The sequence below is a fragment of the Pseudokineococcus sp. 1T1Z-3 genome (genome assembly GCF_037482365.1).
Classification (GTDB): Bacteria; Actinomycetota; Actinomycetes; order Actinomycetales; family Quadrisphaeraceae; genus Pseudokineococcus.
The window spans coordinates 462,319-488,003 of sequence record NZ_JBBHZF010000026.1; the positions used below are offsets into that span (position 1 = coordinate 462,319).

Sequence of the window (25,685 nt, forward strand, 5' to 3'; positions counted from 1 at the left end):
GACGGGCGTCCGGCGTCACCGAGGACGAGGACCCGCGCGCCGAAGTGGCGGCCCTCCGCCGACGCGGCGCCCCTCAGGGCTGGACCACGGCGTTCTTGCCGACGACGGTGAGGCCCGAGTCGGTCACGACGAACCCGCGGGCGCGGTCGTGGTCGGCGTCGTAGCCGATCCGCGCGCCCTCGGGGACGACGACGTTCTTGTCGAGGATCGCCCGCCGCACGGCGGCGTGGCGCCCCACCTTGACCCCGTCGAGGAGCACCGAGTCGCTGATGGTGCTGCCCGAGCTCGTCCACACCCCGGAGGACAGCACCGAGCCCTCGACCGACGCCCCCGAGACGACGACGCCCGGCGCGAGGATCGAGTCGACGGCGGTGCCGGCCCGGCGGTCGGCGTCGTGGACGAGCTTGGCGGGGGGCAGCGGCCGCTGCTGGGACAGGATCGGCCAGCGGTCGTTGTAGAGGTTGAAGACGGGCAGCGCGGACGTGAGGTCCATGTGCGCGTCGTAGTAGGAGTCGATCGTCCCGACGTCGCGCCAGTAGCCCCGGTCGCGCGGCGTCGAGCCGGGCACGTCGTTGCGGGCGTAGTCGTAGACCGCCGCGGCTCCCCGGGACACGAAGTCGGGGACGATGTCGCCGCCCATGTCGTGCTTGGACCCCTCGGTGCCAGCATCACGCGTCACGGCCTCGACGAGCGCGTCGGCGTCGAAGACGTAGTTGCCCATCGAGGCGAGGATCTCCCCCGGGGAGCCGGGGATGGTCGCCGGGTCGCTGGGCTTCTCGCGGAAGGCGGTGATCCGCGGCGTCGTCGCCACGTCCTCGCCCTCGCCGACCTCCATGACGCCGAACTGGTCGGCCATCGCGACGGGCTGGCGGATCGCCGCGACGGTGCAGCCGGCGCCCGAGTCGACGTGCGCCTGCACCATCTGGGAGAAGTCCATGCGGTACACGTGGTCGGCGCCGACCACGACGACGATGTCGGGACGGGCGTCGTCGACGAGGTTGAGGCTCTGGTAGATCGCGTCGGCGCTGCCGAGGTACCAGTTCTTGCCCAGCCGCTGCTGCGCGGGGACGGGGGTGACGTAGTTGCCGAGCATCGTCGACATCCGCCACGTCATGGAGATGTGCTTGTCGAGGCTGTGGGACTTGTACTGGGTCAGGACGACCATCTGCAGGTAGCGCGAGTTCGCCACGTTCGAGAGGGCGAAGTCGATGAGCCGGTAGGTCCCGCCGAAGGGGACCGCCGGCTTGGCACGGTCGGCGGTCAGCGGCATCAGCCGCTTCCCCTCGCCGCCGGCGAGGACGATGGCGAGCACGCGCGGGTTGTGCATGCGCCGGACCCTAGGCCCGTAGCGCGCTGTCGGCACGGGAGCGACGCCTCGACCTCGCGGCGCGCGGCGACGTCCCCGGCTCGCGGACGGCCCGCGGGCCGCTCGGCTCGCGCGAGCGGCGGGGACCGCTACGGTCCGGCCATGGTCGCCGACGCCCAGTCCACCGCCGCGCTCCCAGGCACGGGGCCCGGGGCCGGGCCCGCCCCTGGCCCGGCCGTCAGCCCCACCACGGGGTCTCCCACCGGAGCGGCGACCGGACCCGCGGCTGGACCGGCCGACGGCGACCGGCTGCGCGTCGACCTCCTGACCCGCGAGTACCCGCCGGAGGTCTACGGCGGCGCGGGCGTCCACGTCGCCGAGCTGGCCCGCGCGCTGCGCTCCCTGGCCGACGTGCGGGTGCAGTGCTTCGGCGCGCCGCGCCAGGAGGACGGCGTCACGGCGCACCCTGAGCCGGAGACGCTCGCCGGGGCCAACGCGGCGCTGCGCACCATCGGCGTCGACCTCGGCATGGTCGCGGCGACCGAGGGCACCGACCTCGTCCACAGCCACACCTGGTACGCCAATCTCGCCGGCGTCCTGGCCGGCAAGCTCCACGGCGTGCCCCACGTCGTCTCGGCGCACAGCCTGGAGCCGCTGCGGCCGTGGAAGGCCGAGCAGCTCGGCGGCGGCTACGCCCTGTCCTCGTGGGCCGAGGAGCAGGCGATGACGACCGCGGACGCCGTCGTCGCCGTCAGCGCCGGCATGCGCGCCGACATCCTGCGGTGCTACCCGGGCGTCGACCCCGAGCGGGTGCACGTGGTGCACAACGGCATCGACTCCACCGACTGGCAGCGCGACGACTCCCCGCAGGCGCGCGAGCACGTGCGCTCCCTCGGGGTGGACCCCGACCGGCCGAGCGTCGTCTTCGTCGGGCGCGTCACCCGGCAGAAGGGCCTGCCGCACCTGCTGCGTGCCGCGCGCGACCTGCCGCCGGAGGTCCAGGTCGTGCTGTGCGCGGGTGCGCCGGACACCCCCGAGATCGCCGCGGAGGTCGACGGGCTCGTCGCCGAGCTGCAGGCCCGCCGCTCCGGCGTCCTCGTCATCTCCCGGATGCTGCCGCGCGCCGAGCTCTGCCAGGTGCTCTCGGCCGCGACCGTCTTCGTGTGCCCGTCGGTGTACGAGCCGCTCGGCATCGTCAACCTCGAGGCGATGGCCTGCGGGACCGCCGTCGTCGGGACGGCGACGGGCGGCATCCCCGAGGTCGTCGACGACGGGCGCACCGGCTGGCTCGTGCCCATCGACCAGGTGCAGGACGGCACGGGGGCGCCGACCGACCCTGAGGCCTTCGCCGCCGACCTGGCCCGCACCCTCACCGAGGCGACCGCTGACGTCGCAGAGGCCCGCCGACGCGGCGCCGCCGGCCGGCAGCGCGCCGTCGAAGAGTTCTCCTGGACCGCCATCGGCGAGCGGACGATGGAGGTCTACCGGGCGGCGCTGTCGCGGGTCGCCGGCTGAGCCACGCCCGGCGGCGGCGCGGCCCGGGGCTCAGCGCCGCACCGGCTCCAGCGCCGCGTTGACGGCGGCGACGACGGCGAGCCGCGCCACCGTCTCGACGCCCCGCAGAGCCTCGGTGCGCCCGGCGGCCTCCCACCCGGTGACGACGGCGCCGTCGTCCTCGGACGCCAGCGCGACGATGCCGCGCAGCCGCACCGCGGTGCCGAGCACGCGCTGCGCCCGCGGCGGTGCGGACGCCGGCATGGCGTCGCGGGGGAGGGCGCCGTCGCGGACCCGGGCGATGCGCTCGGCGGCGTCCTCGCGCCAGCGGGCGACGTCGAGGCGGTGCAGGGCGTCCAGCGCCGTGGACAGGGCCCGCTCCAGCTGGCGCTCGGCGTCGGCCAGCGTCGTGGACGGGGGAGCGGCCGGGCGCTGCACGAGCTCGGTGCGCCACGTGACCATCGCGCCGGGCTCGAGCGCCGAGCCGAACTCCGTGACGTCCGGCCACGCCCCCCAGCGGCGGCCGGCCTTGTCGGCGTCGTCGGTCAGGACCGCCTCGCCGACGTCGAGCGCCTCGACGTTGAAGGACGCCGGCCCGGGCAGCCCGCTGACGTCACCCGGCACGGGCAGCACCAGGCGCAGCCCGCGGTGACCGGCGGCGCGCCAGCCCTCCAGCAGCTCGCCGAGGTCGGTGGCCGGGGCGTCGCCGCCGGTCTCGTGCGGCTCGTCGTCGCGCTGGACGGCCCGGACGGCCGCCGGCACGGGCACCTCGCCGCGGCACGCCGCGGTCCCCCAGGCGGCCAGGCGCGCAGAGCGTGGCAGGTCGATCACGGGAGAAGGCTACGAGCCGGCGCCCGCGTGCCGCCCGCGAGCCGCTGGCGTCATGAGCGGTCGGGGCGGCGCCGCTAGGGTCGCCTGCCATGAGCCAGGGCAGCACCGGCACGGTCCGCGCGGGGACGGCGTCCGGCGTCCCGACGGCCAAGGGCACCCCCGAGGTGCCCGTCCTCGACCTCGACGGCGTCACCGTCGTGCGGGGCGGCCAGACGCTGCTCGACGACGTCTCCTGGGCCGTCGGGGCCGACGAGCGGTGGGTCGTCCTCGGCCCCAACGGCGCCGGTAAGACGACGCTGCTGCAGGTGGCCGCGGGCCGGGTGCACCCGACGCGGGGACGCGCGGAGGTGCTGGAGGAGGAGCTCGGGCTGACCGACGTCTTCGAGCTGCGGCCCCGCATCGGCCTGGCCAGCGCCGCCCTCGCCGAGCGGGTCCCGGCGCACGAGCGGGTCGTCGACGTCGTCCTGACGGCCTCGTACGGGATGGTCGGGCGCTGGCGCGAGGCCTACGAGGGCCCCGACCACGACCGCGCGCAGGCGCTGCTCCGCCAGCTCGGCGTCGACGGCCTCGGCCCGCGGGCCTACGGGACGCTCAGCGAGGGTGAGCGCAAGCGGGTGCAGATCGCCCGCGCCCTCATGGCCGACCCCGAGCTCGTGCTGCTCGACGAGCCGGCGGCGGGGCTGGACCTCGGCGGCCGCGAGGACCTCGTGCGCCGCCTGGGGGCGCTGGCGGCCGACCCGCTGGCCCCGGCGCTCGTCCTCGTCACCCACCACGTCGAGGAGGTGCCGCCGGGCGTCACGCACGCGCTGCTGCTGCGCGCCGGTCGCGTGGTCGGGCAGGGGCCGGTCGAGGAGGTGCTCACCGCCCCGGCGCTGGGGGAGACCTTCGGGCTGGCGCTGCGGGTCGAGCGCACCGGGAACCGCTGGAGCGCTCGCGCGGCCGCCGCGTGAGCGAGGCCGTCCTCGGCGACCTCACCGGGTGGCAGCTGCTGCTACTGTCCTTCGCCGCCGTCTGGGCGGGCTCGATCAACGCCGTCGTCGGCTCGGGGACGCTCGTCACCTTCCCGACGCTCGTGGCCCTGGGCGTCCCCCCGGTGTCGGCGACGATGTCCAACGCCGTCGGGCTCGTCGCCGGTGGCATCTCCGGGACGTGGGGGTACCGGCGCGAGCTGCGCGGGCAGGGCCGGCGGGTCGCCCTGCTCGTGCCGGCGTCGGTGGTCGGCGCCGTCGCGGGCTCGCTGCTGCTGCTGAGCCTGCCCGCGAGCGCCTTCGAGACGGTGGTGCCGGGACTCGTCGTCCTGGCCATCGTGCTCGTCGTGCTGCAGCCGCGGCTGCAGGCCCGCACGCGGCGGCGGATGCAGCGGCTGGACGCGGCGCTGCCGCCGGGCGAGGCGCGCCGTCCCGACCGCCGCGGGCAGGTGCTGCTGCTGATCGTCACGCTGCTCGTCGGCGTCTACGGCGGCTACTTCACGGCGGCGCAGGGCATCCTGCTGGTCGGCGCGCATGGGGCGCTGCTCGTCGAGCCGATCCAGCGGCTCAACGCGCTGAAGAACCTGCTCACGCTCGTGGTCAACGTCGTCGCCGCGACGATGTACGTCGTCATCGGGTTCGACCGGATCGTGTGGGCGGCGGTGCTCGTCATCGCCGTCGGGTCGCTGCTGGGCGGGCTCCTGGGGTCCTACCTCGGCCGGCGGCTGCCCGCCGTGGTGCTGCGCGCGACCATCGTCGTGCTGGGCGTGGTCGCGCTCGTGGCGCTGCTCGCGGGATGAGCGAGCAGGCGCTGACGCCGCCCGAAGGACTCGACGTCCCGCCCGGGGTCGTGCTCACGGCGGTCGAGGACGCCGGCGACCCGCGCCTGGGCGACTACACGGGCCTCACCGACGTCGCGCTGCGTCGGCGCAAGGAGCCGGCCGAGGGCCTGTACATGGCCGAGTCGAGCACGGTGCTCGCTCGGGCCCTGGAGGCGGGCCACCGGCCGCGCTCGCTGCTGCTGGCGCCGCGGTGGCTGCCCGACGTGCTGCCGCTGCTGGGTCGCCACAGCGCCCGGTGGGCGCGCGACGGCGACGTCCCGGTGCTCGTGGCGCCCGAGCCGCTGCTGCGCGAGATCACCGGCTTCCACCTGCACCGCGGGGCGCTGGCGGCGATGGCGCGGCCGGTGCTGCCGGCGCTGGAGGAGGTCCTGGCGGGCGCCCGGCGGGTCGCGGTGCTGGAGGACGTCGTCGACCACACGAACGTCGGCGCGGTCTTCCGCTCGGCCGCCGCGCTCGGCGTCGACGCCGTCCTGGCCGCGCCGCGGTGCGCCGACCCGCTCTACCGGCGGGCCGTGCGCGTGTCCATGGGCACGGTCTTCCAGGTGCCGTGGACCCGGCTCGACCCCTGGCCCGGCGGGCTAGACCTCCTGCGCGAGCGGGGCTTCACCGTGGCGGCGCTCGCGCTGGCCGACGACGCCGTGGGCCTGGACGAGCTGGCCGCCGACCCGCCCGAGCGCCTCGCGCTGCTGCTCGGCACCGAGGGCGACGGCCTGTCCCGCGCCGCGGTGGCCGCGAGCGACGTCGTCGTGCGCATCCCGATGGCCGGGGGCGTCGACTCCCTCAACGTCGCCGCGGCGTCCGCCGTCGCCTTCTGGGCCTTGCGCGCCCCCGCACGCCCCGACCGGACTTCGTAGCCTTTCTCCGCCTCCAGGGGCCCTTTGGGCGGACTTCGTAGCCTTTCTCCGCCTCCAGGAGCCCTCTGGGCGGACTTCGTAGCCCTTCTCCGGGCGGAGCGTCAGGCGGGGCGACCGAGGTCGGCGAGGACGACGGCGCCGGGCAGGCGGGCGAGCACCTCACCGGGCAGGGCGAGCTTCGAGCGCCGGACGCCGCTGCCGATGACGGCGCGGGGGAGCGCCGCGACGGCGCCGTCCACCAGCAGCCGCCACCCGGCCGGCAGCCCGAGCGGGGTGATGCCGCCGAACTCCATGCCGGAGGCCGCGACGGCGTCCTCGCGCGGCAGGAACGACGCCTTGCGCACGTCGAGCGTGCGCTTGACCAGGCCGTTGACGTCCGCGCGGTCGCTGCCGCGCACGAGCGCCGCCGCCACCCGCTGCTCGCCGTCCCGCCGGCCCGCCACGAGCACGCAGTTGGCGGACTCGGCCAGCGTGACGTCGGAGGCCGCCACGAGCGCGGCGGTGTCGGCGACGTCGGGGTCGATCTCGGCGACGAGCACCCGGTCGGCGTCCTCACCCATCGCCTGCAGCGCGGCGAGGACGGGGGCGGCGAGCAGGTCCGGGCGCGTGAGCGCCGGCGTCCAGTCGAGCGTCGTCATGGTGTCGGTACCCCAGGTGTCGGAGAAGAGCGACGAAGTCCGCCGTGGGGAGGGCTCACGACGGAGACAGGCTACGAAGTTCGCCCCCGGGGCCCCTGACGACGGAGAAGGGCTACGAAGTCCGGGAAGGGCGGGGACGGGCGCGGGTCAGCCGGTGTTGCGCATGCCCGCGGCGATGCCGTTGATGGTCAGGAGCAGGGCCCGGCGGACCGCCGGGTCGACGTCGTCGCCCTGCGCCCGGGAGCGCTGCAGCAGCTCGACCTGCAGGGCGTGCAGGGGCGCCAGGTAGCGGTCGCGCAGGTCCAGCGTGCGGCGCAGCACCTGCGCGCCCTCCAGCAGCTCGGACTGCCCGGTGACGGCGAGCACCTCCTCCCGCGTGCGCTCCAGCTCCGCGCGCATGTCCTCGAGCAGGGCGACCTGCTCGGGGTCGCAGAGGTTCTCGACGTAGCGCTGGGCGATGGACAGGTCGGTCTTGGCCAGCGTCATCTGCACGTTGCCGAGGAAGCTGCGGAAGAACGGCCAGGTCGCGAACATCTCGCGCAGCGCGTCGCCGCGGCCGGCCTCGCGCGCCGCCGCCAGGCCGCTGCCGACGCCGTACCAGCCGGGCACGTTGATGCGGGTCTGGGTCCACCCGAACACCCACGGGATGGCGCGCAGGTCCTCCAGCCCTCCGAGGCCGCCGGGGCGGCGGGCCGGCCGCGAGCCGATGTTGAGGTGCCCGAGCTCCTCGACCGGCGTCGCCTGCACGAAGAAGGGCACGAGCCGCTCGTCGTCGACGAGCGCGCGGTACCGCTCGCGCCCGGCGGAGGCGACGACGTCCATCGTCGCGTCCCAGACGTCGAGCACGTCGCGGGAGAGCAACGACGTCCGGTGCAGCACCGACGCCTCCAGCACCGCGGACAGGGCGACGTCGAGGTTGTGCACCGCCAGGCCGTGCATCAGGTACTTGTCGGAGATCACCTCGCCCTGCTCGGTGACCTTCATCGCGCCGTCGAGGCTGCCGTAGGGCTGGGCCAGGATCGCCTCGCCCGTCGGCCCGCCGCCACGCCCCACGGAGCCGCCGCGGCCGTGGAAGAGCCGCAGCTGGACGCCGTGCTCGCGGGCGACGTCGCGTAGCGCCCGCTGGGCCCGGTGGATCTGCCAGCGCGACGCCGCGATGCCGCCGTCCTTGGAGCTGTCGGAGTAGCCGAGCATGATCTCCTGCACGTCCCCGCGCGCGGCCACCAGGCGCCGGTAGGAGGCGTCGGAGAGCAGCTCGTGCAGCAGCGGGCCAGCGGCCTCCAGCTCGGTGATGGTCTCGAAGAGCGGCGCGAAGCCGAGGCGCGCCGTCGCCGGGACGTCGGGGTCGGCGGGCAGGTCCACGAGCCCGACCTCGCGGGCGAGCACCGAGACGGCGAGCAGGTCGTCGACGCCCTTGGTCATCGAGACGATGTAGGTCTCGACGGCGTCGTCGCCGAAGCGGTCCAGCGCCGTCCGCACGGCACGGAACAGCTCGACGACCTCGGCCGCCGTGCCCTCGACCGCGTCGAGCGTCGCCGCGCTCGCGAGCGGGCGCCCCCCCGCCAGCTCGGCGGACAGCAGGGCCTTGCGCTCGGCGCGGTCCAGCTCGCCGTAGGGGCGCTTCGACGCACGGGCCCGGTCGACGAGGGCGGCCAGGGCGGTGTGGTGGCGCTCGGAGTGCTCACGGACGTCGAGCACGGCCAGCCCCAGCCCCGACGCCGAGACCGTCCGCAGCGCGCGCGCGACGACGCCGCCCGCGACCAGCTCGCAGCCGTTCTCGGCCAGCGACCGCTGCACGAGCTCCAGCTCCGCCAGCAGCTCCTCGACGCCGGCGTAGTCGTGCCCCGGGACGTGCTCGCCGCCGCCCGCCACCCGTCGTCCGGTCGCGACGAGCCGCTCGCGGACGTAGCTGAGCTTGAGTCGGTACGGCTCCTCGGCGTTGAGCCGGTGGCGCAGGTCGTAGACGGCGGGCAGCGCCTCGCGGTCGCGCTCCAGGCTCGCGGCGAGCTCGTCGGAGACGCCGACGACCTGCGTCGAGGACGCGAGCTGGACGACCAGCTCGTCGACCGTCCGCAGCAGCACCGCGACGCCCGCCTCGTGCTGCTGGGCCAGGACCTCGAGCGTGACGGCGGGCGTGACGTTGGGGTTGCCGTCGCGGTCGCCGCCGACCCAGCTGCCGAAGCGCAGCGGCCTGGCCCGCGCGCGCATCTCGACGCCGAGCCCGGAGAGGCGGTGGTCGAGCTCCTCCAGCAGGTCCGGCAGCACCCCCGTGGCGAGGGAGGACAGGTAGTACAGCGCCGAGCGGGCCTCGTCGGCGGGCTGCGGGCGCCCGACCCGCAGCTCGTCGGTCTGCCACAGCAGGTCGACGAGCTCGACGACGCGCCGCTCGTCGGCCTCGGTGTCGGCGGCCCGGCGGCGCGGGTCGTCGGAGCGGTCGAGCGCCGCGGCGGTCCGGGAGAGCAGGTCCAGGACCGAGCGGCGGCTGGACTCGGTGGGGTGGGCGGTGAAGACCGGCCGCAGCTCCATCCGGTCGACGACGGCCTGCACCATCTCCAGGTCGACGTCGCCCTGCTCCAGCGCCTCGGCGATGCGCGGTACGGTCAGGGCCAGGCCGGCGCCGGGGCGGGTCGCGAGCTCGCGGGCGCGGTGCAGCTGCTCGGTGATGTTGGCGAGCTGGAAGTAGGCCGTGAAGGCGCGGGCCAGGACGATCGCCGTCCGGTCGTCGACGTCGGCCAGCACCCGGCTCAGCTCGGCCCCCTCGTCCGGACGCCGCGCCAGGTGCCGGACCCGCTCGACGAGCTCCAGCAGCTCGGGCCCCTCGTGCCGCTCCAGCGCCTCGCCGAGCAGGGCGGCCAGGTGCCGCACCGAGGCCCGCAGCTGGGTGTGCGCCTCGTCGGAGGAGACGCCGTCGCCCGCGGGGCCGGCCGCCCCAGCCAGGACGCCCGCCGGGGCAGGGTCCACGAGCGGGGAGGTGTTCGGGTCGGCCGACGGTGCGGTCGTGGTCATGGCGCTCCTCGGGGGCGGGGCCGGGACGCGCCGCGACGTGGCCGCGGGCGCCGGACCGGCCGGGTCCGGGTGACGCGCGCCAGTGTGCTGCACCTCACGGGGGCGGTGCGCGCGGTGAGCTGTGCAGGCCCGGTCGGTCGTGCAGGCCCGGGCTCAGCCACTGGGGCAGGTGCGCAGACCTGACCGTGCACGGTCGGGGCTCGCACCACGTCGGCCGGCGTACCTCCGGGGGTCGACGACGAAGAACGGCCGCCCCCAGCGGGAGCGGCCGTCATCGTGGTGTCCGGAGGGGGACTTGAACCCCCACGCCCGATAAAGGGCACTAGCACCTCAAGCTAGCGCGTCTGCCATTCCGCCACCCGGACAGGTGCCGTGCGGCGCACAGCGCCGCGAGCGGGTCGAAAACTACCACGCGGGGGGCCTCGCCCTGAACGCCAGAGCGCCCGGCGACCCGGTGCGAGCGCCCCCGCCGAGGACGTCGTGAGGCCTCAGACGGACGCCGCCGCCCGCCGCCTGCGCGCCCGCACGAAGGACTGGATGCCGGCGACGAGGTACCCCAGCAGCACGACCGCCATGAGCGTGCTGACGACGACGGCGGCCGGCCGCTCGGCCGTCCCGGCGACGACGTCGGGCACCCGCGCGACGTTCATCAGCGAGCCAAGCAGGCCCAGCAGCGCCACGACCAGCGCCCCGTGGACGGCGTGGCGGTGGAGCGAGGCCTTCCGGGCCAGCAGACCGGCGACGACGAGCAGGACCCCGACCACCGAGGGGATGAGCGCCGTCAGGCTCTCGGCGCCGGTGGCGGCGTAGGCGACGACGCCCATGGTGGACAGCAGGGCTCCGACGAGGAGGGTCAGGGCGGTCATGGCGTCCTCTCGCTGGGCTCGCCGGGCACTGGGTGGACCCGGGTCGCCGGCGGAGGGGCCGGGCGACGTCGTCACGGTATCGGCGGCCCCCGACAGCCTGTGCCGCCGGGGCCGGTGCCTGGCGAGGCCGGCAGCACGGCCCGTCGCGCGGCCCCGCCGGTACCGTGCTGGACATGTCGACGACCTCCGCCACGACGTCCGGCCCGACCACGGAGAGCGATCGCGCGGCCCTCGACCTGACCCCGGCGCCGGGGGTCCCCGCCGCCGCCGACGAGGTCGTCGACATCGCCCGCGACCTCATCCGCATCGACACCTCCAACTACGGCGACGGCCGCGGGCCGGGGGAGCGGGCGGCGGCCGACCTCGTCGTCGGTCTGCTCGAGGAGGTCGGACTAGCGCCCGAGGTGTTCGAGAGCGACCCGGGCCGCGCCAGCGTCGTCCTGCGCGTCCCCGGCGCCGACCGCAGCCGAGGGGCGCTCGTCGTCCACGGCCACCTCGACGTCGTCCCGGCGCAGGCGGCCGACTGGAGCGTCGACCCCTTCGCCGGCGAGATCAAGGACGGCTGCCTGTGGGGCCGCGGCGCCGTCGACATGAAGGGTATGGACGCGATGATCCTCTCCGTCGTGCGGCAGATGACGCGCGAGGGGCGGACGCCGCCGCGCGACCTCGTCGTCGCCTTCTTCGCCGACGAGGAGGCCGGCGGCGCCAAGGGCGCGCGCCACCTCGTCGACACGCGCCCCGACCTCTTCGAGGGCGCCACCGAGGCCATCAGCGAGGTGGGCGGCTTCTCACTCGACGTCGCCGGCCAGCGCTGCTACCTGCTGCAGACGGCGGAGAAGGGCATCGCCTGGGTCCGCCTCGTCGCGCACGGCCGCGCCGGGCACGGCAGCCAGGTCAACGGCGACAACGCCGTCACGCGCCTGGCCGCCGCCGTCGCCCGCATCGGCGAGCACGCGTGGCCGCTGGAGGTCCGCCCCAGCGTGCAGGCCTTCCTCGAGGGGGTCTCGGACATCACGGGTGAGCCCGTCGACCCCGAGGACTTCGCCCGGCTCACCGACCTGCTCGGGACGGCGGCCAACTGGGTCGGCGCGACCCTGCGCAACACCTCCAACCCCACCCAGCTGGAGGCCGGCTACAAGCACAACGTCATCCCGGGCACGGCCAGCGCGCTCGTCGACTGCCGGACGCTGCCGGACCAGGCCGACCACGTCCTCGACGTCCTCCGAGAGCTGGCGGGGCCGGGCGTCGACGTCGAGGTGCTCCACCAGGACAGGGCGCTGGAGACCGACCTCGAGGGCGCCCTGCCCGAGGCGATGGTCGCCGCGATGCTCGCCGAGGACCCCGGCGCGCGCGTGCTGCCCTACTGCCTGTCCGGCGGCACGGACAACAAGTCCCTCGCGCGCCTCGGCATCCGCGGCTTCGGCTTCGCGCCGCTGCAGCTGCCGGCCGACCTGGACTTCGCCGGCATGTTCCACGGCGTCGACGAGCGCGTGCCCACCGACGCCCTGCGCTTCGGCACCCGCGTGCTCGACCGGCTCCTGCGGACCTGCTGAGAGGCCCGACGCCGTCGGGCGGGGAGCGGGGAGTCGAGCGCGGACCTTGAGGGACGGCACGCCGACCGGTCCGGACGAGCGCGGAGATCGAGGGACGACGCGCCGACCGCTGGCCCGCGAGGTCCGCAGACGCCGTCGGAGGAGACGTCGTCGCGCTGACGGCGAGGGACAACCGTCGGTCGGAGGCGTCAGGCCAGCCGGTCCATCCGGATGATCCGGCGCCGCAGGACGACCCGACGTCGCCCGCCCAGGTAGAGCCGCACGCCGGCCAGCTCCCACTTGCCGTACTCGGCCTCCTCGGTGAGCCGGGCCCGCGCCTCGCCCCGGGAGGTGCCCCGGGGCAGCACGATCTCGCGGTACTCGTAGGAGGAGGCACGGGGCGTCCCGCGGCGCTGCAGACCCTGGTCGGGCCGGCGCGTCGCGTCGTCGCCGTCGAGGGGGCGTCGGCTCGCGTCCATCGCGCTCCATGCTGCCACGCGGGTCCGGCGCGCGAGGGGCCACGACCCGGCTACGGTCCCCCCATGAGCACCGAGCCGCGCGCGGCCCTGGCCCGCCTCGTCGGGGCGCTCGAGGGTCACCTCGACGCCGTGGAGCGCCGCCGTTCGGACAGCGACCCCGTCGTCAAGGACGCCTACCAGAAGCTCTCCGACGCCTTCGAGGCCTACGACGAGGCGCTCTACGAGGAGTTCGACGAGGTCACGCCGTTCATCCTCTTCGACGACTCCGACGAGGACGACGACGACGACGACCTCGACGAGGACGACGAAGACCTCGGTGACGACGACGACGAGGACGACGAGGACGACGACGAGCCCGACGACGAGCCGGACGACGACCGGCGCCCCCGGCTCTAGCGGGCCCGTCGGGGCGAGGGGCTCAGCGGCCCGGTCGCCCCACGCCCAGCCGCTCGCGCGAGACCTCGTCCAGCGCACCGCGGATCTGCGCCGGCAGGCGGAGGTCGGCCCCGGCCAGCAGCACCTTCAGCTGCGCGGCCGTCCGGGCCCCGGTGAGCGCGGCGGCGACGCCCGGGCGGTCGGCCGCCCACGCCAGCGCCACGTCGGCCGGTGAGCGCTCCAGCCCGTCGGCGGCCGTGCAGACCGCCTCGACGACACGCCGCGCGCCGCCGTCCAGGTGCGGGTCGACGACGCCGACGAGGTGCGGGGACGCCGCCCGCGAGTCCGCCGGCAGCGCGTGCCGGTACTTGCCCGTGAGCACGCCGCCCCCGAGCGGCGAGCGGGCCAGCAGACCCAGCCCGGCGATGTCGGCCGCCTCCAGGAGGTCGACGTCGGCCCAGCGGGCCACGAGGGAGTGCTCGGCCTCGACGGCGACGAGCGGGGCCTCGCCCGGCTCGGCCAGCGCGGCGGCTCGCGCGCTCTGCCAGGCCCCGGACTCGGCGACGCCGACGTAGCGCGTCCGCCCTGACCGCTGCGCCTGCGCCAGCGCCTGCAGCGACTCCTCTACGGGCGCAGCGCCCCTCGCGCCGGCTCCCTCGACCAGCAGCAGGTCGACGTGGTCGGTGCGCAGGCGCGCCAGGGCGTCGTCGAGGTCGGCCAGCACCGCCCGTCGTGACCCGTCCGCGCGGCGGCCCGACACCGGGCCGCGGGCCCCGACCCGCAGCGCCAGGACGACCTCGCGCCGCGCCACGACGTCCTCCATCAGGGCGCCGAGCAGCAGCTCGGCCTCACCGTGCGGCGACGCCGCTGCGGCGACGAGCGTGCCGCCCGCGTCGGCGAGGGCCCGCAGCTGGTCGGCGGCCTCGTGCTCGTCGGTGTCCCGACCCCACGTCAGCGTGCCGAGACCGAGCCGCGAGACGTCGAGGCCCGAGCGTCCGACACGCCGGGTCTCCATGGTCGGCGAGCGTATCGGCCGGTCCCGGCTCACTCCGGCGCCCAGGACGCGGGGGCCTCGACGGCGCTCGCACCCGGCCGCCGGTCGACGTCGTCCGCCGGCCCGGGCGCCCGTCGCCGCGACCCGGTTGCCTGGGAGTCCTCCGGGGGTCCCGCCGACGCGCCACGCTCGGTGCCCGGGCGGACGCCCGAGGGCGCGTGGCCTGGCTAGGGTCGCGGCGTGCACCTGGCCGTCGACCTCGGTCACCGCTCCTCGGCAGCCGGCGACGACGACCCCTGGGCACCCGTGCGCCTGGCCCAGGAGGCCGAGCGGCTCGGGTACCGCGTCGCCTTCGCGCCGGAGGCCTACGGCACCGACGCGGTCACCGTCCTCACCGCCGTGGCCGCGACGACCACGCGCATCGACGTCGGCAGCGCCGTCCTGCAGCTGCCCGCCCGCAGCGCCGCGATGACGGCGATGACGACGGCGTCGCTGGACGCCCTGTCCGGCGGGCGCTTCCGCCTGGGCCTCGGCGTCTCGGGCCCGCAGGTCTCCGAGGGCTGGCACGGCGTCCGCTTCGACGCCCCGCTGGCCCGCACCCGCGAGTACGTCGCCGTCGTCCGCTCCGCGCTGCGGCGCGAGGAGGTCCGCGCCGACGGTCCGCACCTGCGTCTACCGCTGCCCGACGGCCCCGGCAAGGCGCTGCGGCTGTCGGTGACGCCCCTGCGCGCCGACGTCCCGGTCTACCTCGCCGCGGTCGGCCCGAAGAACCTCGAGCTGGCCGGGGAGGTCGCCGACGGGTGGCTCGGCGTGCTCGTCGCGCCGGAGCACCTGCCGGAGAGCCTCGCCCGCATCGAGGCCGGGCGAGCCCGGGCGCAGACGCCGCCCACCCGCCCCTTCGACGTCGTCGCCGCCGTGCCCGCCCGCCCCTCGGGGGGCGCCTCGGTGGCCGAGGACGACGACGCCGGCCGCCTGGCGCCGCTGCGCGCCCGCCTGGCGCTCTACGTCGGCGGCATGGGCAGCCGCCAGCAGAACTTCTACAACGCCCTGGCCGTCCGCCTGGGCCACGAGCAGGAGGCCGCCCTCGTGCAAGAGCTCTACCTCGACCGTCGGCACCGGGAGGCCGCCGCCGCGGTCCCGCGCGGGCTGCTGGAGGCCACGTGCCTCGTCGGGCCGCCCGAGGCGGTGCGCGACCGGCTCGCCGCCTACGCCGCCGCGGGCGTCACCACGCTGTCCGTCGTGCCCGAGGGCCGCAGCACGGGCGAGAAGGCGGCGGTGCTGCGCGACGTCGCCGACGCCCTCGCCGCGAGCGGGGCGGGCTCCTGATGGGGTGGTTCGAGGCGCTCGTCCTCGGTGTCGTGCAGGGCCTCACCGAGTTCCTGCCGATCAGCTCGAGCGCGCACGTCAGCATCGTCGGCCAGCTCTTCTTCGAGGGCCGCGACCCTGGTGCCGCCTTCACCGCCATCATCCAGCTCGGCACCGAGGCCGCCGTCGTCGTCTACTTCTGGCACGACATCGTCCGGATCGTGCGGCAGTGGTCGCTCTCGCTCGTGGGCAAGGTCCCGAGGAACGACCCGGACGTGCGCCTCGGCTGGCTCGTGATCCTCGGCTCGCTGCCCATCGGCGTCCTCGGGCTGGTGTTCCAGGACGCCATCGAGAACCAGCTGCGGAGCCTGTGGCTCACCGCGGCGATGCTCGCCGGCTTCGGCCTCCTGCTCGGGGTCGCCGACGCCACCGCCCGCACCCGCAAGGACCTCACCCAGCTCACCTGGCGGGACGGCCTCGCCTACGGCTTCGCGCAGGCGCTCGCGCTGATCCCGGGGGTCTCGCGCTCCGGCGGCACCATCACCGCCGGGCTGCTGCTGGGCTACAAGCGCGAGGCCGCCGCCCGGTACGCCTTCCTGCTCGCCATCCCCGCCGTCGTGGCCTCCGGTGGCTACCAGCTGTTCTCCGAGCTCGCCGAGGGCGGCGCCGCCTCGGTGGCGTGGGGGCCGACGGTCCTCGCGACGGCGGTCTCCTTCGCCATCGGCCTCGCTGTCATCGCCTGGCTGCTGCGTTACATCAGCACCCACACCTTCCGGCCCTTCGTCATCTACCGGCTCGCGCTGGCCGCCGTCCTCGTCGTGCTGCTCACGACCGGCCTCGTCGACGCGACGCCGGTCGCGCCGCCGCCCGTGCAGCCGTGAGCCCGGCCGCGACGGCGTCGGCGCGGCGAGGGCGCGCGCTCAGAGCCACCCCGACCGGCGGAAGGCCCGCCACAGGGTCGAGCAGACGACGACCATGAGCAGCAGGGCCGCCGGGTAGCCGAAGCGCCATTCCAGCTCGGGCATGACGTCGAAGTTCATGCCGTAGATGCCCGCGATGATCGTCGGGACGACGGCGAGCGCCGCCCACGCCGAGATCCGCCGCGCGTCCTCGTTCTGCTGCAGGCCGACCTCGGCGAGGTGGGCGCTGTGGACGTCCCCGAGCTGGCGGTCGGTGCCCTCGACGGACTCGGCGGCCTGGACGACGTGGTCGGCGATGTCGCGCAGGAAGACCCGCGCCTCGGCCGGCACGAGGTCCAGCTCCTGCTGCCAGAGCCGGCGGGCGGGCTCGACGAGCGGGCGCACGGCCCGCAGCAGCTCCAGCGCCTCCCGCTTCAGCTCGTAGACGCGCGCGGTGGTGCCCTCCCCGCGGGCGTCGGGGGAGAAGACCTCGGTCTCCAGGGCGCTCACGTCCTCCTCCAGCTCCTCGGCGATGGCGACGTAGGCGTCGACGACGACGTCGAGCAGCGCGTGCAGGACGCCGGCGGCTCCCAGCTCCAGGCCTTCGAGCGCGACGCGCTCGCGTGCCCTGGCGACGACGCCCTCGTCGTCGCGGGCGACGGTGAGCACCCACCGGTCACCGAGGACCACGAGGACCTCGCCGGTCTCCACGGCCGAGCGGGCGTCGTCGTAGCTGGCCGGGCGGGTGCTGACGAGCAGCGAGCCGCCGTGCTCGCCCGTGTAGCGCTCCAGCTTGGGCCGCTGGCGGCCGGTGACGAGGTCCTCGACCGCGAGGGGGTGGACGCCGAGCGCCTCGTCGTAGCCGTGCAGGTCCTCCTCGCCCGGGTCCTCCAGGTGCACCCACACGAAGCCCTGCCCGCGGTCGCGGGCCGAGGTGAGCGCGGCCGCCGCCTGCTCCGGGGTGGGCGACCCGGGAGCGGGCTGCAGGCTCGTGCCGTCGGACGTGCGGACGCTCGTGGTCATGGCGGCCTCTCGGGGCGTGGGCCGCCGACGAGGAGGTCGGGCAGCGGTGGTCGAGGTCGGGCGGGGCGTGCGGCGCAGGGCCGGGGCAGGCCGGCGGCGGGATGCTGCCAGGGGCCGGCGCCTAGGGTGGCGCGTGTGCCGACGCTCCTGCTGGTCCGACACGGCCGCACCGCGGCCAACGCCACAGGTGTGCTGGCCGGGCGCAGCCCCGGTGTCGACCTCGACGAGAGCGGGCGGGCGCAGGCCGCCGCCCTCGCCGAGCGCCTGGCCGCGGTGCCGCTGGCCGCCGTCGTCGCGAGCCCGCTGCAGCGCACCGTCGCGACGGCGCAGGCGCTGCTCGCCGCCGGCGGCACCGCCCGCCGCCCGCGCCCGGCCCTGGTCGAGGAGCCGCGGCTGTTGGAGTGCGACTACGGCGCCTGGACCGGCAGGGCCCTGAAGGAGCTGGCGCGCGAGCCGCACTGGAAGGTGGTGCAGGGCCACCCCAGCGCCGCGCAGTTCCCGGGCGGGGAGTCGCTGCGCGACGTGCAGTCCCGCGCGCTGGCCGCCGTCCGCGAGCACGACGCGCGGGTCGAGGCCGAGCACGGCGCCGACGCGGTCTGGGTCGCCGTCTCCCACGGCGACGTCATCAAGGCCGTCCTCGCCGACGCCCTCGGCCAGCACCTGGACTCCTTCCAGCGGATCGTCGTCGACCCGGCGTCGGTCTCGGTGGTGCGCTACACCCCGCTGCGGCCCTTCGTCGTGCGCACCAACGACACCGGCGGTGACCTCTCCGGCCTGGTGCCGCCGCCGCGCCGACGTCGGCGGGCGGCCTCCTCCGACGCCGACGTGGGCGGCGGGGGCGGGGCTTCGGCGCCCTGACCCGCAGCTACGGCGTGCAGGTCTGCGCCGTCGGGCGCCGCACCCGGGCGCGGGCCCCCCTCCGGGCCCGCGTGGGTAGTCTCGAAGCCATGGCGTCGCAGGTGTTCGAGTACGACCCGCCGGACCGTTTCGTCGCCGGGACCGTCGGCCAGGCCGGCTCCCGCACGTTCTTCCTGCAGGCCCGCTCGCCGAGCACGGGCCCCGTGCCCGCCGTCGTCTCCGTCGCGCTGGAGAAGCAGCAGGTCGCCACGCTCGCCGAGAAGGTCGAGGAGCTGCTCGACGAGGTCGTGCGCCGCAGCGGCGGCGAGGCGCCGGTGCCTGCCGTCGTGCCCTTCGGCGCCACCGACGACGCCCCCCTCGACACCCCCATCGAGGAGGAGTTCCGCGTCGGCACCATGAGCCTGCAGTGGGACGGCGAGCGCGGCGTCGTCGTCATCGAGTGCTTCTCGGTCGAGGACGACGAGGACGCCGAGGGCCTGGGGGAGGGCCCCGAGCCGGACGCCCGCTCGGTGCTGCGCGTGAGCCTCTCCGGGGCCACGGCCCGCGGCTTCGCCCGCCGCGCGCTCGCGATCGTCGCCGCGGGCCGCCCGCCGTGCCCCTTCTGCTCCGGGCCCCTGGACCCCGAGGGCCACATCTGCCCGCGCGCCAACGGGTACCGCCGCTGACTCCGTCAGCTGGTCCGGCTCCGGCAGGCCCGGCCGGCAGCCCCGTGCCGCCCGACGGCGACGCCCTCGCGGCCCTGCTCGCGACGGGCGAGCTGGAGGTCGTCGGCCGCATCACCGGCTCGTCGAACGTCACGCTGCTGGCGACCTGCCGGGCGGGCGACGTCGACGTGCGGTGCGTCTACAAGCCCGTGCGCGGCGAGCGGCCGCTGCACGACTTCCCCGACGGGACGCTCGCCGGCAGGGAGGTCGCCGCCCACCTCGTCTCGCGGGCGGGCGGATGGGGCGTCGTGCCCACGACGGTGCTGCGGGACGGCCCCCTCGGGCCGGGGTCGGTGCAGCGGTGGGTGCACCCGCCGCGGGGGGCGCCGCTGGACGAGCAGGCGGCCGACGAGGGCGTCGTCGAGGACGCGGACCTCGAGGACGCCGAGCCGGACGAGGCCGAGCGGGAGGACGACGAGGCCCACGACGACGAGCCGCTGCTCGGCGAGCCCGGCGCCGGGCTCGTCGACGTCGTCCCCGAGGGCGCGGTGCCGCAGGGCTGGCACGGGGTGATGGACGCGTGGGGCCCGCGCGGGCAGCCGGTGACGCTCGTCCACGCCGACGACCCGCGGCTGCTCTCGGTCGCCGTCTTCGACGTCGTCGTGAACAACGCCGACCGCAAGGCCGGGCACGTGCTGCTCGGGCGCCCTGAGGCGGCGGTCCCGTCCGCCGACCGGCTGGGGGGCGGCCCGCCCGTCCACGGCATCGACCACGGCCTCGTGCTGCACGCGGAGGCCAAGCTGCGGACGGTCTTGTGGGGCTGGGCCGGGGAGCCGCTCCCCGACGTCGAGCTGGAGGCGCTCGACCGGCTGCGCGCCGCCCTGCGTGACGGCTTGGAGGAGCAGCTGTGCGCGCTGCTGACCGCCCGCGAGGTGCGTGCCCTGCGCACGCGCACCGAGCGGCTGCTGCGGGGCGCCGTCATGCCGCAGCCGCCCGAGAACCGCAGCGCCGTGCCCTGGCCGGTCTTCTGAGGCGCCCGGGCTAGGCTCGCCCGGTGAAGTCCTGGCCCCACCCCGCCCTGCCGTCGCTGCCAGGGCGAGGCGGACCGGTCTCGGTGCACGACACCGCTTCTGGGCAGGTCCGCGCGACGGCTCCGGGGGAGGTCGCCGGGTTGTACGTCTGCGGGATCACCCCCTACGACGCGACCCACATGGGGCACGCGGCCACGTACCTGGCCTTCGACCTGCTCGTGCGGGCCTGGCGGGACGCCGGCCACCAGGTGCAGTACGTGCAGAACGTCACCGACGTCGACGACCCCCTCCTGGAGCGCGCGGCGGCGACGGGCATCGACTGGCGCGACCTCGCCGTCCGCGAGACCGATCTCTTCCGCGCCGACATGACGGCGCTCGGCGTCGTCCCGCCCGACGTCTATCTCGGCGCCGTCGAGACGGTGCCGAGGGCGGCCGAGGCCGTCCGCGGGCTGGTGGAGCGCGGCGCCGCCTACCGGCTGGGGAGCTCGGGGGACGTGTACTTCGACGTCGCCGCCGACCCGCGCTTCGGCGACGTCGGCGGCTACGACGCCGCGACGATGGAGCGCCTGTTCGCCGAGCGTGGCGGGGACCCGGGGACGCCGGGCAAGCGCTCGCCGCTGGACCCGGTGCTGTGGCGCGCCGAGCGCGAGGGCGAGCCGGCCTGGGACGGCGGCAGCCTCGGCGCGGGGCGGCCGGGGTGGCACATCGAGTGCGTGGCCATCGCGCTGGACCACCTGGGCAGCGGCTTCGACGTCCAGGGCGGCGGCTCGGACCTCGTCTTCCCCCACCACGAGATGGGCGCCTCGCACGCGCAGGTGCTCACGGGCTCGGTGCCGTACGCCCAGACCTACGTGCACGCCGGCATGGTCGGGCTCGACGGCGAGAAGATGAGCAAGTCCCGCGGCAACCTCGTGCTCGTCTCGGCGCTGCGGGCCGCGGGGGAGGAGCCGGCGGCCGTGCGCCTGGCCGTCCTGGCCCACCACTACCGCGACGACTGGTCCTGGAGCGACGCCGGCCTCGCGACCGCCCGGGAGCGGCTGTCCCGCTGGCGGTCCGCCGCGGCGCGGCCCTCCGGGCCCGACGCCGGCCGCGTGCTCGACGGCGTCCGCAGCCGCCTCGCCGACGACCTCGACGCCCCCGGCGCCCTCGCCGTCGTCGACGCCTGGGCCGACGCGGCGCTGGCGCAGCCCGCCGACGCCGACGAGGCCGGGGGAGAGGGCACGACGTCGCTCGTCGCCGACGTCGTCGAGGCGCTGCTCGGCGTCCCGCTGCGTCCGGCGTCCTGAGCGACCTGGGCCCGGGGCGGGCCGGCGCGGGTCGGTGCCCCGCCACGGCGCCTCACCGGGTCAGCGTCGCGACGACCGCCAGGGCCAGCGTGATGACGACGGTGTTGAACGCGAAGGCGGCCACCATGTGGCCCCGGACGACCCGGCGCAGGGCGCTCGACGTCACCAGGACGTCGGACGTCGACACCGACGTCGAGACGGCGATGGCCAGGTAGGTGTAGTCGGCGAACACCCGCTCGTCCTCACCGGGGAAGGTGAGGCCGCCCTGGTGGACGTCGCGGCGCAGGTAGTCGACGGCGTAGGTCGCGACCACCGCCGCCCAGCCGCTGAGGACGAGCACGAGGGCGAGCGCGGTGATCACGGCCGGGGCGAGCACGCCGGGCGCCGCGAGCGCCAGGGGCAGCAGCGCCGCCGCGGCGACGAGACCACCGACCGCGCCCACCAGGGCGACGCCGCCACCGGGCTGGGTCCCGAGGAAGGCCGCCCGCCAGGAGCTGTCGGCGGGCAGCGCCTGCGCCGCGTCCTGCAGGGCCTCGCCCCGCAGACCGCCGAACGCGACCGCCGTGAGGAGGACGTACAGCACGAGGAAGGCCGCGAGGAAGACCCCGCCCGCCAGGACGCCGGCGACCTCGAGGGAGTCGACGACGACGGCCACGACCGCGGCGGGCAGGGCACCGACGAAGGCGGCCAGGCCGCGGACGAGCTCCGCCTGCAGCCGCCGACGTGCGTCGCCAGCGAGAGGTCCCACGGCCAGCTCCTTCTCGCGCCGGGTCTGGCGCCGGGGTCTCGCGCCGAGAGCGTCAGGCCGACGGCGCCGGCCCTCGCCGGGGCCCCTCGTCACCGCGTCGGCGCAGGTAGCGCTCGAACTCCCGGGCGATGGCCTCGCCGCTCGCCTCGGGGAGCTCTGCGGTGTCCTTGGCCTGCTCCAGCTGCTGGACGTACTCGCCGATCTCCTCGTCCTCGCCGGCGAGCTCGTCGACGCCGCGCTCCCACGCCTCGGCCTCCTCGGCGAGGTCCTCCATCGGCACGGGCGAGCCCACGACCTCCTCGACCCGGCCGAGCAGCGCGAGCACCGCCTTCGGGGACGGCGACTGGCCGACGTAGTGCGGGACGGCGGCCCAGAGCGACACCGACGTCAGCCCGTGGCCCGCGGCGGCGTCCGCGACGACGCCGACGATGCCGGTCGGCCCCTCGTAGCGGGAGGGCTCCAGCGCCAGGTGGTCCAGGGTCGGCCCGCCGTCCGCCGGGGTCCCGGTCGAGGTGACGGGGATCGGCCGGGTGTGCGGGACGTCGGCCAGGAGGGCGCCGAGGGTCACGAGGGTGCGGGCGCCCACGGCGTCGGCGTGGGCCAGCAGCTCGGCCGTGTAGGAGCGCCACCGCATCGACGGCTCGATGCCGTGCACGAGGACGACGTCACGGTCCGCGCCGGGTGGCCGCGCCCAGGCCAGGCGCGTGGTCGGCCAGGTCGTGCGCCGCCGGCCGTCCTCGTCGAAGCCCGTGACCGGCCGGTTGACCTGGAAGTCGTGGTAGTCCTCGGGGTCCAGCTCGGCGAAGGTCGTCTCGCCCCACACGCGGGCCAGGTGGTCCAGCGCCCCGCTCGCCGCCTCGGCGGCGTCGTTCCAGCCCTCGAAGGCGGCCAGCACGACCGGGTCCCGCAGCTCGGGGGCCCCCGGACCGGGTCGACCTGCCTGCTCGCTCACGCACTCCTCCTCCTGGGCCGGCTCCGCCCGACCCGTCACCACGACCACCGACCTGCGCACCGGCCGCCGTCGGCCTCGGCCGGGCCGCACCACCTTACGGGCGCGGCGACCGCCCGGGCGGTCCGTCGACGGGGAGCCCGGCTGGCAGACTGCCCGCCATGCCGGAGCCGCGGGATGACCTGCCCGCCGCCGTCCTGCTCGACATGGACGGCACGCTGGTGGACACCGAGCCGGTCTGGTGGGCGGCGCAGAAGGCGCTCGTCGAGGCCCACGGCGGCACGTGGACCGACAGCCAGGCGATGGCGCTCGTGGGCAACGACCTCTACGTCTCCGCCGAGGCGCTGCGCCGTGAGGGCGGTGTGGACCTGGAGCCGACCGCCCTCGTCGAGGTGCTCGCCGCGCAGGTCATCGCCGAGCTCCGGCGCGACCCCCGCTGGCGCCCCGGCGCCCGTGAGCTGCTGACGGCGCTGCACGAGGACGGCGTCCCGTGCGCCCTCGTGACCATGTCGTGGCGCTCCATCGCCGAGGCGATGGTCGCCCACCTGCCGGCCGGCACCTTCACCGCTGTCGTCGTCGGCGACGAGGTGACGCGCGGCAAGCCCGCCCCGGACCCGTATCTGCAGGCCGCTGCCGCCCTCGGCGTGGACCCCGCGCGGTGCGTCGCCGTGGAGGACAGCCCCACCGGTGTCGCCTCGGCGGTCGCGGCGGGCGTGCCGACGGTCGCCGTCCCGCACGTCGTCGGCATCGAGCCCGGCCCGGGCCGGACCGTCGTCCCGACGCTCGCGGGCCTCCTGCCCCAGGACCTGCTCCGCCTCACCGCCTCCGCGCCGACGCGGGGCTGACGCCGGGGGCGACGGGCTGGTGCCGGGCCGGTCTCCCGAGGTCTCGCTTCGGCACACCTGAGCGCCGCCTCCCCTCATCTGAGGCCCGCAGGGTTACGGTCCTGCCCGCTGCGCGCCGGACGGGTGCCGGCAGGAGGCCGGCCGCGACCCGCGCGCCGGCCACGAGGACGCGACACGCGAGGGGCAGACGATGAGGCGGAACGTCGCAGGACGGGCAGCGGCGGTGCTCACGGCAGGAGCGCTGGTGGCGGTGGCCGGCTGCGCCAGCGAGCGCGACGACACCGGCGGCGGCACGGGCGAGGGCGGCGACGGCGGCACCTTCGTCTTCGCGGCGAGCTCGGACCCGGTGGTGCTGGACCCGGCCTTCGCCAGCGACGGCGAGACCTTCCGCGTCGCCCGGCAGATCTTCGAGGGCCTCGTCGGCACCGAGCCCGGCACGGCCGACCCCGCGCCGCTGCTGGCCGAGTCGTGGGAGAGCACCGACGACGGGCTCTCCTACACCTTCGACCTGCGCGAGGGCGTCACCTTCCACGACGGCACGGTCTTCGACGCCGCGGCGGTCTGCTTCAACTTCGACCGCTGGTACGGCTGGACCGGGCTGACGCAGAACGAGAACATCTCCTACTACTACAACAACCTCTACCAGGGCTTCGCCGAGAGCGAGGACCCCGAGCGGGTGGGCGGGCTCTACGAGAGCTGCACCGTGGACGACGAGCAGACGGCGACCGTCACGCTCACCCGGCCCTTCGCCGGCTTCATCGCCTCCCTGTCGCTGCCCGCCTTCTCCATGCAGAGCCCCACGGCGCTGGAGGAGTACGACGCCGACAACCTGGAAGGCGACGCCGACGACGTCCGGTTCAGCGCCTACGGCACCGAGCACCCGACGGGCACGGGGCCCTTCGTCTTCGACAGCTGGCAGCGCGGGCAGTCGGTGACCCTCTCGCCCTACCCGGACTACTGGGGTGACGTCGCCCAGCTCGACAGCGTCGTCATCCAGACGATCTCCGACGGCAACGCCCGCCGGCAGGCGCTCGAGGGCGGCACCATCGACGGCTACGACCTCGTCGCCCCCGGCGACATCGACGCCTTGGAGGCCGCCGGGTTCCAGATCGAGGACCGCGACCCCTTCAACCTGCTCTACCTCGGCATCAACCAGGCCGTGCCCGAGCTCGCGGACCCGCTGGTGCGCGAGGCCATCGCCCACGCCATCGACAAGGACGCCGTCATCAGCCAGTCGATGCCCGAGGGCTCGACCGTCGCGACGCAGTTCATGCCCGAGATCGTCACGGGCTGGAGCCCCGACGTGGAGACCTACGAGTACGACCCCGACCGGGCGCGCGAGCTGCTCGCCGAGGCCGGCCAGAGCGACCTGACGATCGACTTCGTCTACCCGACAGGGGTCTCGCGGCCCTACATGCCCAACCCCGAGGACAGCTTCGTCGCGATGCGCAGCCAGCTCGAGGCCGTCGGCATCACGGTCAACCCCGTCGCGCTGCCCTGGTCGCCGGACTACCTCGACCGCGTGATCGGCAGCGCGGACCATGGCCTGCACCTGCTCGGGTGGACGGGCGACTACAACGACCCGGACAACTTCGTCGGCGTCTTCTTCGGCACGCAGTCGGACGAGTGGGGCTTCGACAACCCCGAGCTGTTCGCCGCCCTCGCGGCCGCCCGTGAGCTGCCCTCGGAGGAGGAGCAGGGGACCGCCTACGAGGCCATCAACCAGCAGGTCATGGAGTTCCTGCCGGGGATCCCGATCGCCTCGCCGGTGCCGTCGCTGGCCTTCGCCGAGCGCGTCAGCGGCTACGAGCCCAGCCCGGTGCAGGACGAGGTCTGGAACGGGGTGACGGTCAGCTGACCGGTGACCTCCGGCACGGCGGGCGCGAGGTGGTCGAGGTCCTCGACGTGGTCG

24 protein-coding genes and 1 tRNA gene are annotated in these 25,685 nt (G+C 76.0%); 14 read left to right on the forward strand and 11 right to left on the reverse strand.

Annotated elements, in window-relative coordinates:
* Positions 1-73: 73 nt before the first annotated feature.
* On the reverse strand, positions 74-1,327 hold the full coding sequence (gene glgC / locus WDV86_RS14225; protein ID WP_339568291.1) for a glucose-1-phosphate adenylyltransferase: 1,254 nt from the start codon (positions 1,325-1,327) through the stop codon (positions 74-76).
* Between the two features lie 288 nt (positions 1,328-1,615).
* Here glgC and glgA point away from each other — a divergent pair, with 288 nt between their 5' ends.
* The gene (gene glgA / locus WDV86_RS14230) at positions 1,616-2,821 is read left to right on the forward strand and encodes a glycogen synthase (RefSeq protein WP_445263104.1); all 1,206 of its coding nucleotides are present in this window, start codon (positions 1,616-1,618) and stop codon (positions 2,819-2,821) included.
* Between the two features lie 30 nt (positions 2,822-2,851).
* Here the strand turns inward: glgA and WDV86_RS14235 are convergent, their stop codons facing one another.
* Positions 2,852-3,631 carry a hypothetical protein gene (locus WDV86_RS14235; protein WP_339568293.1) on the reverse strand — a complete coding sequence of 260 codons (780 nt, stop codon included), beginning with the start codon at positions 3,629-3,631 and terminating at the stop codon, positions 2,852-2,854.
* Between the two features lie 89 nt (positions 3,632-3,720).
* Between WDV86_RS14235 and WDV86_RS14240 the strand changes: the two genes are divergently transcribed.
* The 3 genes from WDV86_RS14240 to WDV86_RS14250 are packed head-to-tail and all read left to right on the forward strand — an operon-like array spanning position 3,721 to position 6,295.
* Positions 3,721-4,581, forward strand: coding sequence for an ABC transporter ATP-binding protein (locus WDV86_RS14240; RefSeq protein WP_339568294.1), 861 nt, complete (start codon positions 3,721-3,723; stop codon positions 4,579-4,581).
* A complete protein-coding gene (locus WDV86_RS14245) occupies positions 4,578-5,399 on the forward strand; it encodes a sulfite exporter TauE/SafE family protein (protein ID WP_339568295.1) in 822 nt (273 codons plus the stop codon). Before WDV86_RS14240 ends, WDV86_RS14245 begins: the two co-directional genes overlap by 4 nt.
* Positions 5,396-6,295 carry a TrmH family RNA methyltransferase gene (locus WDV86_RS14250; protein ID WP_339568296.1) on the forward strand — a complete coding sequence of 300 codons (900 nt, stop codon included), beginning with the start codon at positions 5,396-5,398 and terminating at the stop codon, positions 6,293-6,295. The genes WDV86_RS14245 and WDV86_RS14250 overlap by 4 nt, the downstream gene beginning before the upstream one ends.
* Positions 6,296-6,396: 101 nt before the next feature.
* Here the strand turns inward: WDV86_RS14250 and WDV86_RS14255 are convergent, their stop codons facing one another.
* The 4 genes from WDV86_RS14255 to WDV86_RS14270 all read right to left on the reverse strand — a co-directional run bounded on the left by WDV86_RS14255 (position 6,397) and on the right by WDV86_RS14270 (position 10,805).
* Complete coding sequence (locus WDV86_RS14255) at positions 6,397-6,933, reverse strand: YbaK/EbsC family protein (protein ID WP_339568297.1); 537 nt, start codon at positions 6,931-6,933, stop codon at positions 6,397-6,399.
* 147 nt (positions 6,934-7,080) lie between these two features.
* A complete protein-coding gene (ppc, locus tag WDV86_RS14260) occupies positions 7,081-9,939 on the reverse strand; it encodes a phosphoenolpyruvate carboxylase (protein ID WP_339568298.1) in 2,859 nt (952 codons plus the stop codon).
* A 277-nt stretch (positions 9,940-10,216) separates the two neighbouring features.
* Positions 10,217-10,304 (reverse strand) — tRNA-Leu (locus tag WDV86_RS14265).
* A 123-nt stretch (positions 10,305-10,427) separates the two neighbouring features.
* On the reverse strand, positions 10,428-10,805 hold the full coding sequence (locus WDV86_RS14270; protein ID WP_339568299.1) for a hypothetical protein: 378 nt from the start codon (positions 10,803-10,805) through the stop codon (positions 10,428-10,430).
* Positions 10,806-10,978: 173 nt separating this feature from the next.
* Here WDV86_RS14270 and WDV86_RS14275 point away from each other — a divergent pair, with 173 nt between their 5' ends.
* Positions 10,979-12,358, forward strand: a complete 1,380-nt coding sequence (locus WDV86_RS14275) for a M20/M25/M40 family metallo-hydrolase (protein ID WP_339568300.1) — start codon at positions 10,979-10,981, stop codon at positions 12,356-12,358.
* A 188-nt stretch (positions 12,359-12,546) separates the two neighbouring features.
* On the opposite strand, the gene WDV86_RS14280 is transcribed toward WDV86_RS14275, so the two are convergent.
* Entirely contained in the window at positions 12,547-12,816 is a 270-nt protein-coding gene (locus tag WDV86_RS14280; protein WP_339568301.1) for a DUF5703 family protein, read from the reverse strand.
* A gap of 63 nt (positions 12,817-12,879) precedes the next feature.
* Here WDV86_RS14280 and WDV86_RS14285 point away from each other — a divergent pair, with 63 nt between their 5' ends.
* A complete protein-coding gene (locus tag WDV86_RS14285; RefSeq protein ID WP_339568302.1) occupies positions 12,880-13,212 on the forward strand; it encodes a primosomal protein in 333 nt (110 codons plus the stop codon).
* Between the two features lie 22 nt (positions 13,213-13,234).
* Here the strand turns inward: WDV86_RS14285 and WDV86_RS14290 are convergent, their stop codons facing one another.
* Positions 13,235-14,206: an aldo/keto reductase gene (locus WDV86_RS14290; protein ID WP_339568303.1), complete on the reverse strand. Its 972-nt coding sequence runs from the start codon at positions 14,204-14,206 to the stop codon at positions 13,235-13,237.
* A 219-nt stretch (positions 14,207-14,425) separates the two neighbouring features.
* Between WDV86_RS14290 and WDV86_RS14295 the strand changes: the two genes are divergently transcribed.
* Positions 14,426-15,511: an LLM class F420-dependent oxidoreductase gene (locus WDV86_RS14295; protein ID WP_339568304.1), complete on the forward strand. Its 1,086-nt coding sequence runs from the start codon at positions 14,426-14,428 to the stop codon at positions 15,509-15,511.
* A complete protein-coding gene (locus WDV86_RS14300; protein WP_339568305.1) occupies positions 15,511-16,371 on the forward strand; it encodes an undecaprenyl-diphosphate phosphatase in 861 nt (286 codons plus the stop codon). The genes WDV86_RS14295 and WDV86_RS14300 overlap by 1 nt, the downstream gene beginning before the upstream one ends.
* A gap of 39 nt (positions 16,372-16,410) precedes the next feature.
* Here the strand turns inward: WDV86_RS14300 and WDV86_RS14305 are convergent, their stop codons facing one another.
* A complete protein-coding gene (locus tag WDV86_RS14305; protein WP_339568306.1) occupies positions 16,411-17,412 on the reverse strand; it encodes a magnesium and cobalt transport protein CorA in 1,002 nt (333 codons plus the stop codon).
* Positions 17,413-17,547: 135 nt separating this feature from the next.
* On the opposite strand from WDV86_RS14305, the gene WDV86_RS14310 reads away from it, so the two are divergent.
* The 4 genes from WDV86_RS14310 (at position 17,548) to mshC (ending at position 21,231) form a co-directional block, all read left to right on the forward strand.
* Entirely contained in the window at positions 17,548-18,270 is a 723-nt protein-coding gene (locus tag WDV86_RS14310; protein ID WP_339568307.1) for an MSMEG_4193 family putative phosphomutase, read from the forward strand.
* Positions 18,271-18,359: 89 nt separating this feature from the next.
* The gene (locus WDV86_RS14315) at positions 18,360-18,935 is read left to right on the forward strand and encodes a DUF3090 domain-containing protein (protein ID WP_339568308.1); all 576 of its coding nucleotides are present in this window, start codon (positions 18,360-18,362) and stop codon (positions 18,933-18,935) included.
* Between the two features lie 44 nt (positions 18,936-18,979).
* Positions 18,980-19,945 (forward strand): SCO1664 family protein, encoded by a 966-nt coding sequence (locus WDV86_RS14320; RefSeq protein WP_339568309.1) that lies wholly within the window; start codon positions 18,980-18,982, stop codon positions 19,943-19,945.
* Between the two features lie 23 nt (positions 19,946-19,968).
* Positions 19,969-21,231, forward strand: a complete 1,263-nt coding sequence (mshC, locus tag WDV86_RS14325; RefSeq protein ID WP_339568310.1) for a cysteine--1-D-myo-inosityl 2-amino-2-deoxy-alpha-D-glucopyranoside ligase — start codon at positions 19,969-19,971, stop codon at positions 21,229-21,231.
* Between the two features lie 52 nt (positions 21,232-21,283).
* Here the strand turns inward: mshC and WDV86_RS14330 are convergent, their stop codons facing one another.
* Positions 21,284-21,979 (reverse strand): DUF1345 domain-containing protein, encoded by a 696-nt coding sequence (locus WDV86_RS14330; RefSeq protein WP_339568311.1) that lies wholly within the window; start codon positions 21,977-21,979, stop codon positions 21,284-21,286.
* Positions 21,980-22,031: 52 nt separating this feature from the next.
* Positions 22,032-22,931 (reverse strand): PAC2 family protein, encoded by a 900-nt coding sequence (locus WDV86_RS14335; protein ID WP_339568312.1) that lies wholly within the window; start codon positions 22,929-22,931, stop codon positions 22,032-22,034.
* Positions 22,932-23,089: 158 nt separating this feature from the next.
* Here WDV86_RS14335 and WDV86_RS14340 point away from each other — a divergent pair, with 158 nt between their 5' ends.
* Together WDV86_RS14340 and WDV86_RS14345 are read left to right on the forward strand one after the other, a co-directional pair.
* The gene (locus tag WDV86_RS14340) at positions 23,090-23,773 is read left to right on the forward strand and encodes an HAD family hydrolase (RefSeq protein ID WP_339568313.1); all 684 of its coding nucleotides are present in this window, start codon (positions 23,090-23,092) and stop codon (positions 23,771-23,773) included.
* 190 nt (positions 23,774-23,963) lie between these two features.
* Positions 23,964-25,631, forward strand: coding sequence for an ABC transporter substrate-binding protein (locus WDV86_RS14345; RefSeq protein WP_339568314.1), 1,668 nt, complete (start codon positions 23,964-23,966; stop codon positions 25,629-25,631).
* The last annotated feature ends 54 nt before the right edge of the window (positions 25,632-25,685 follow it).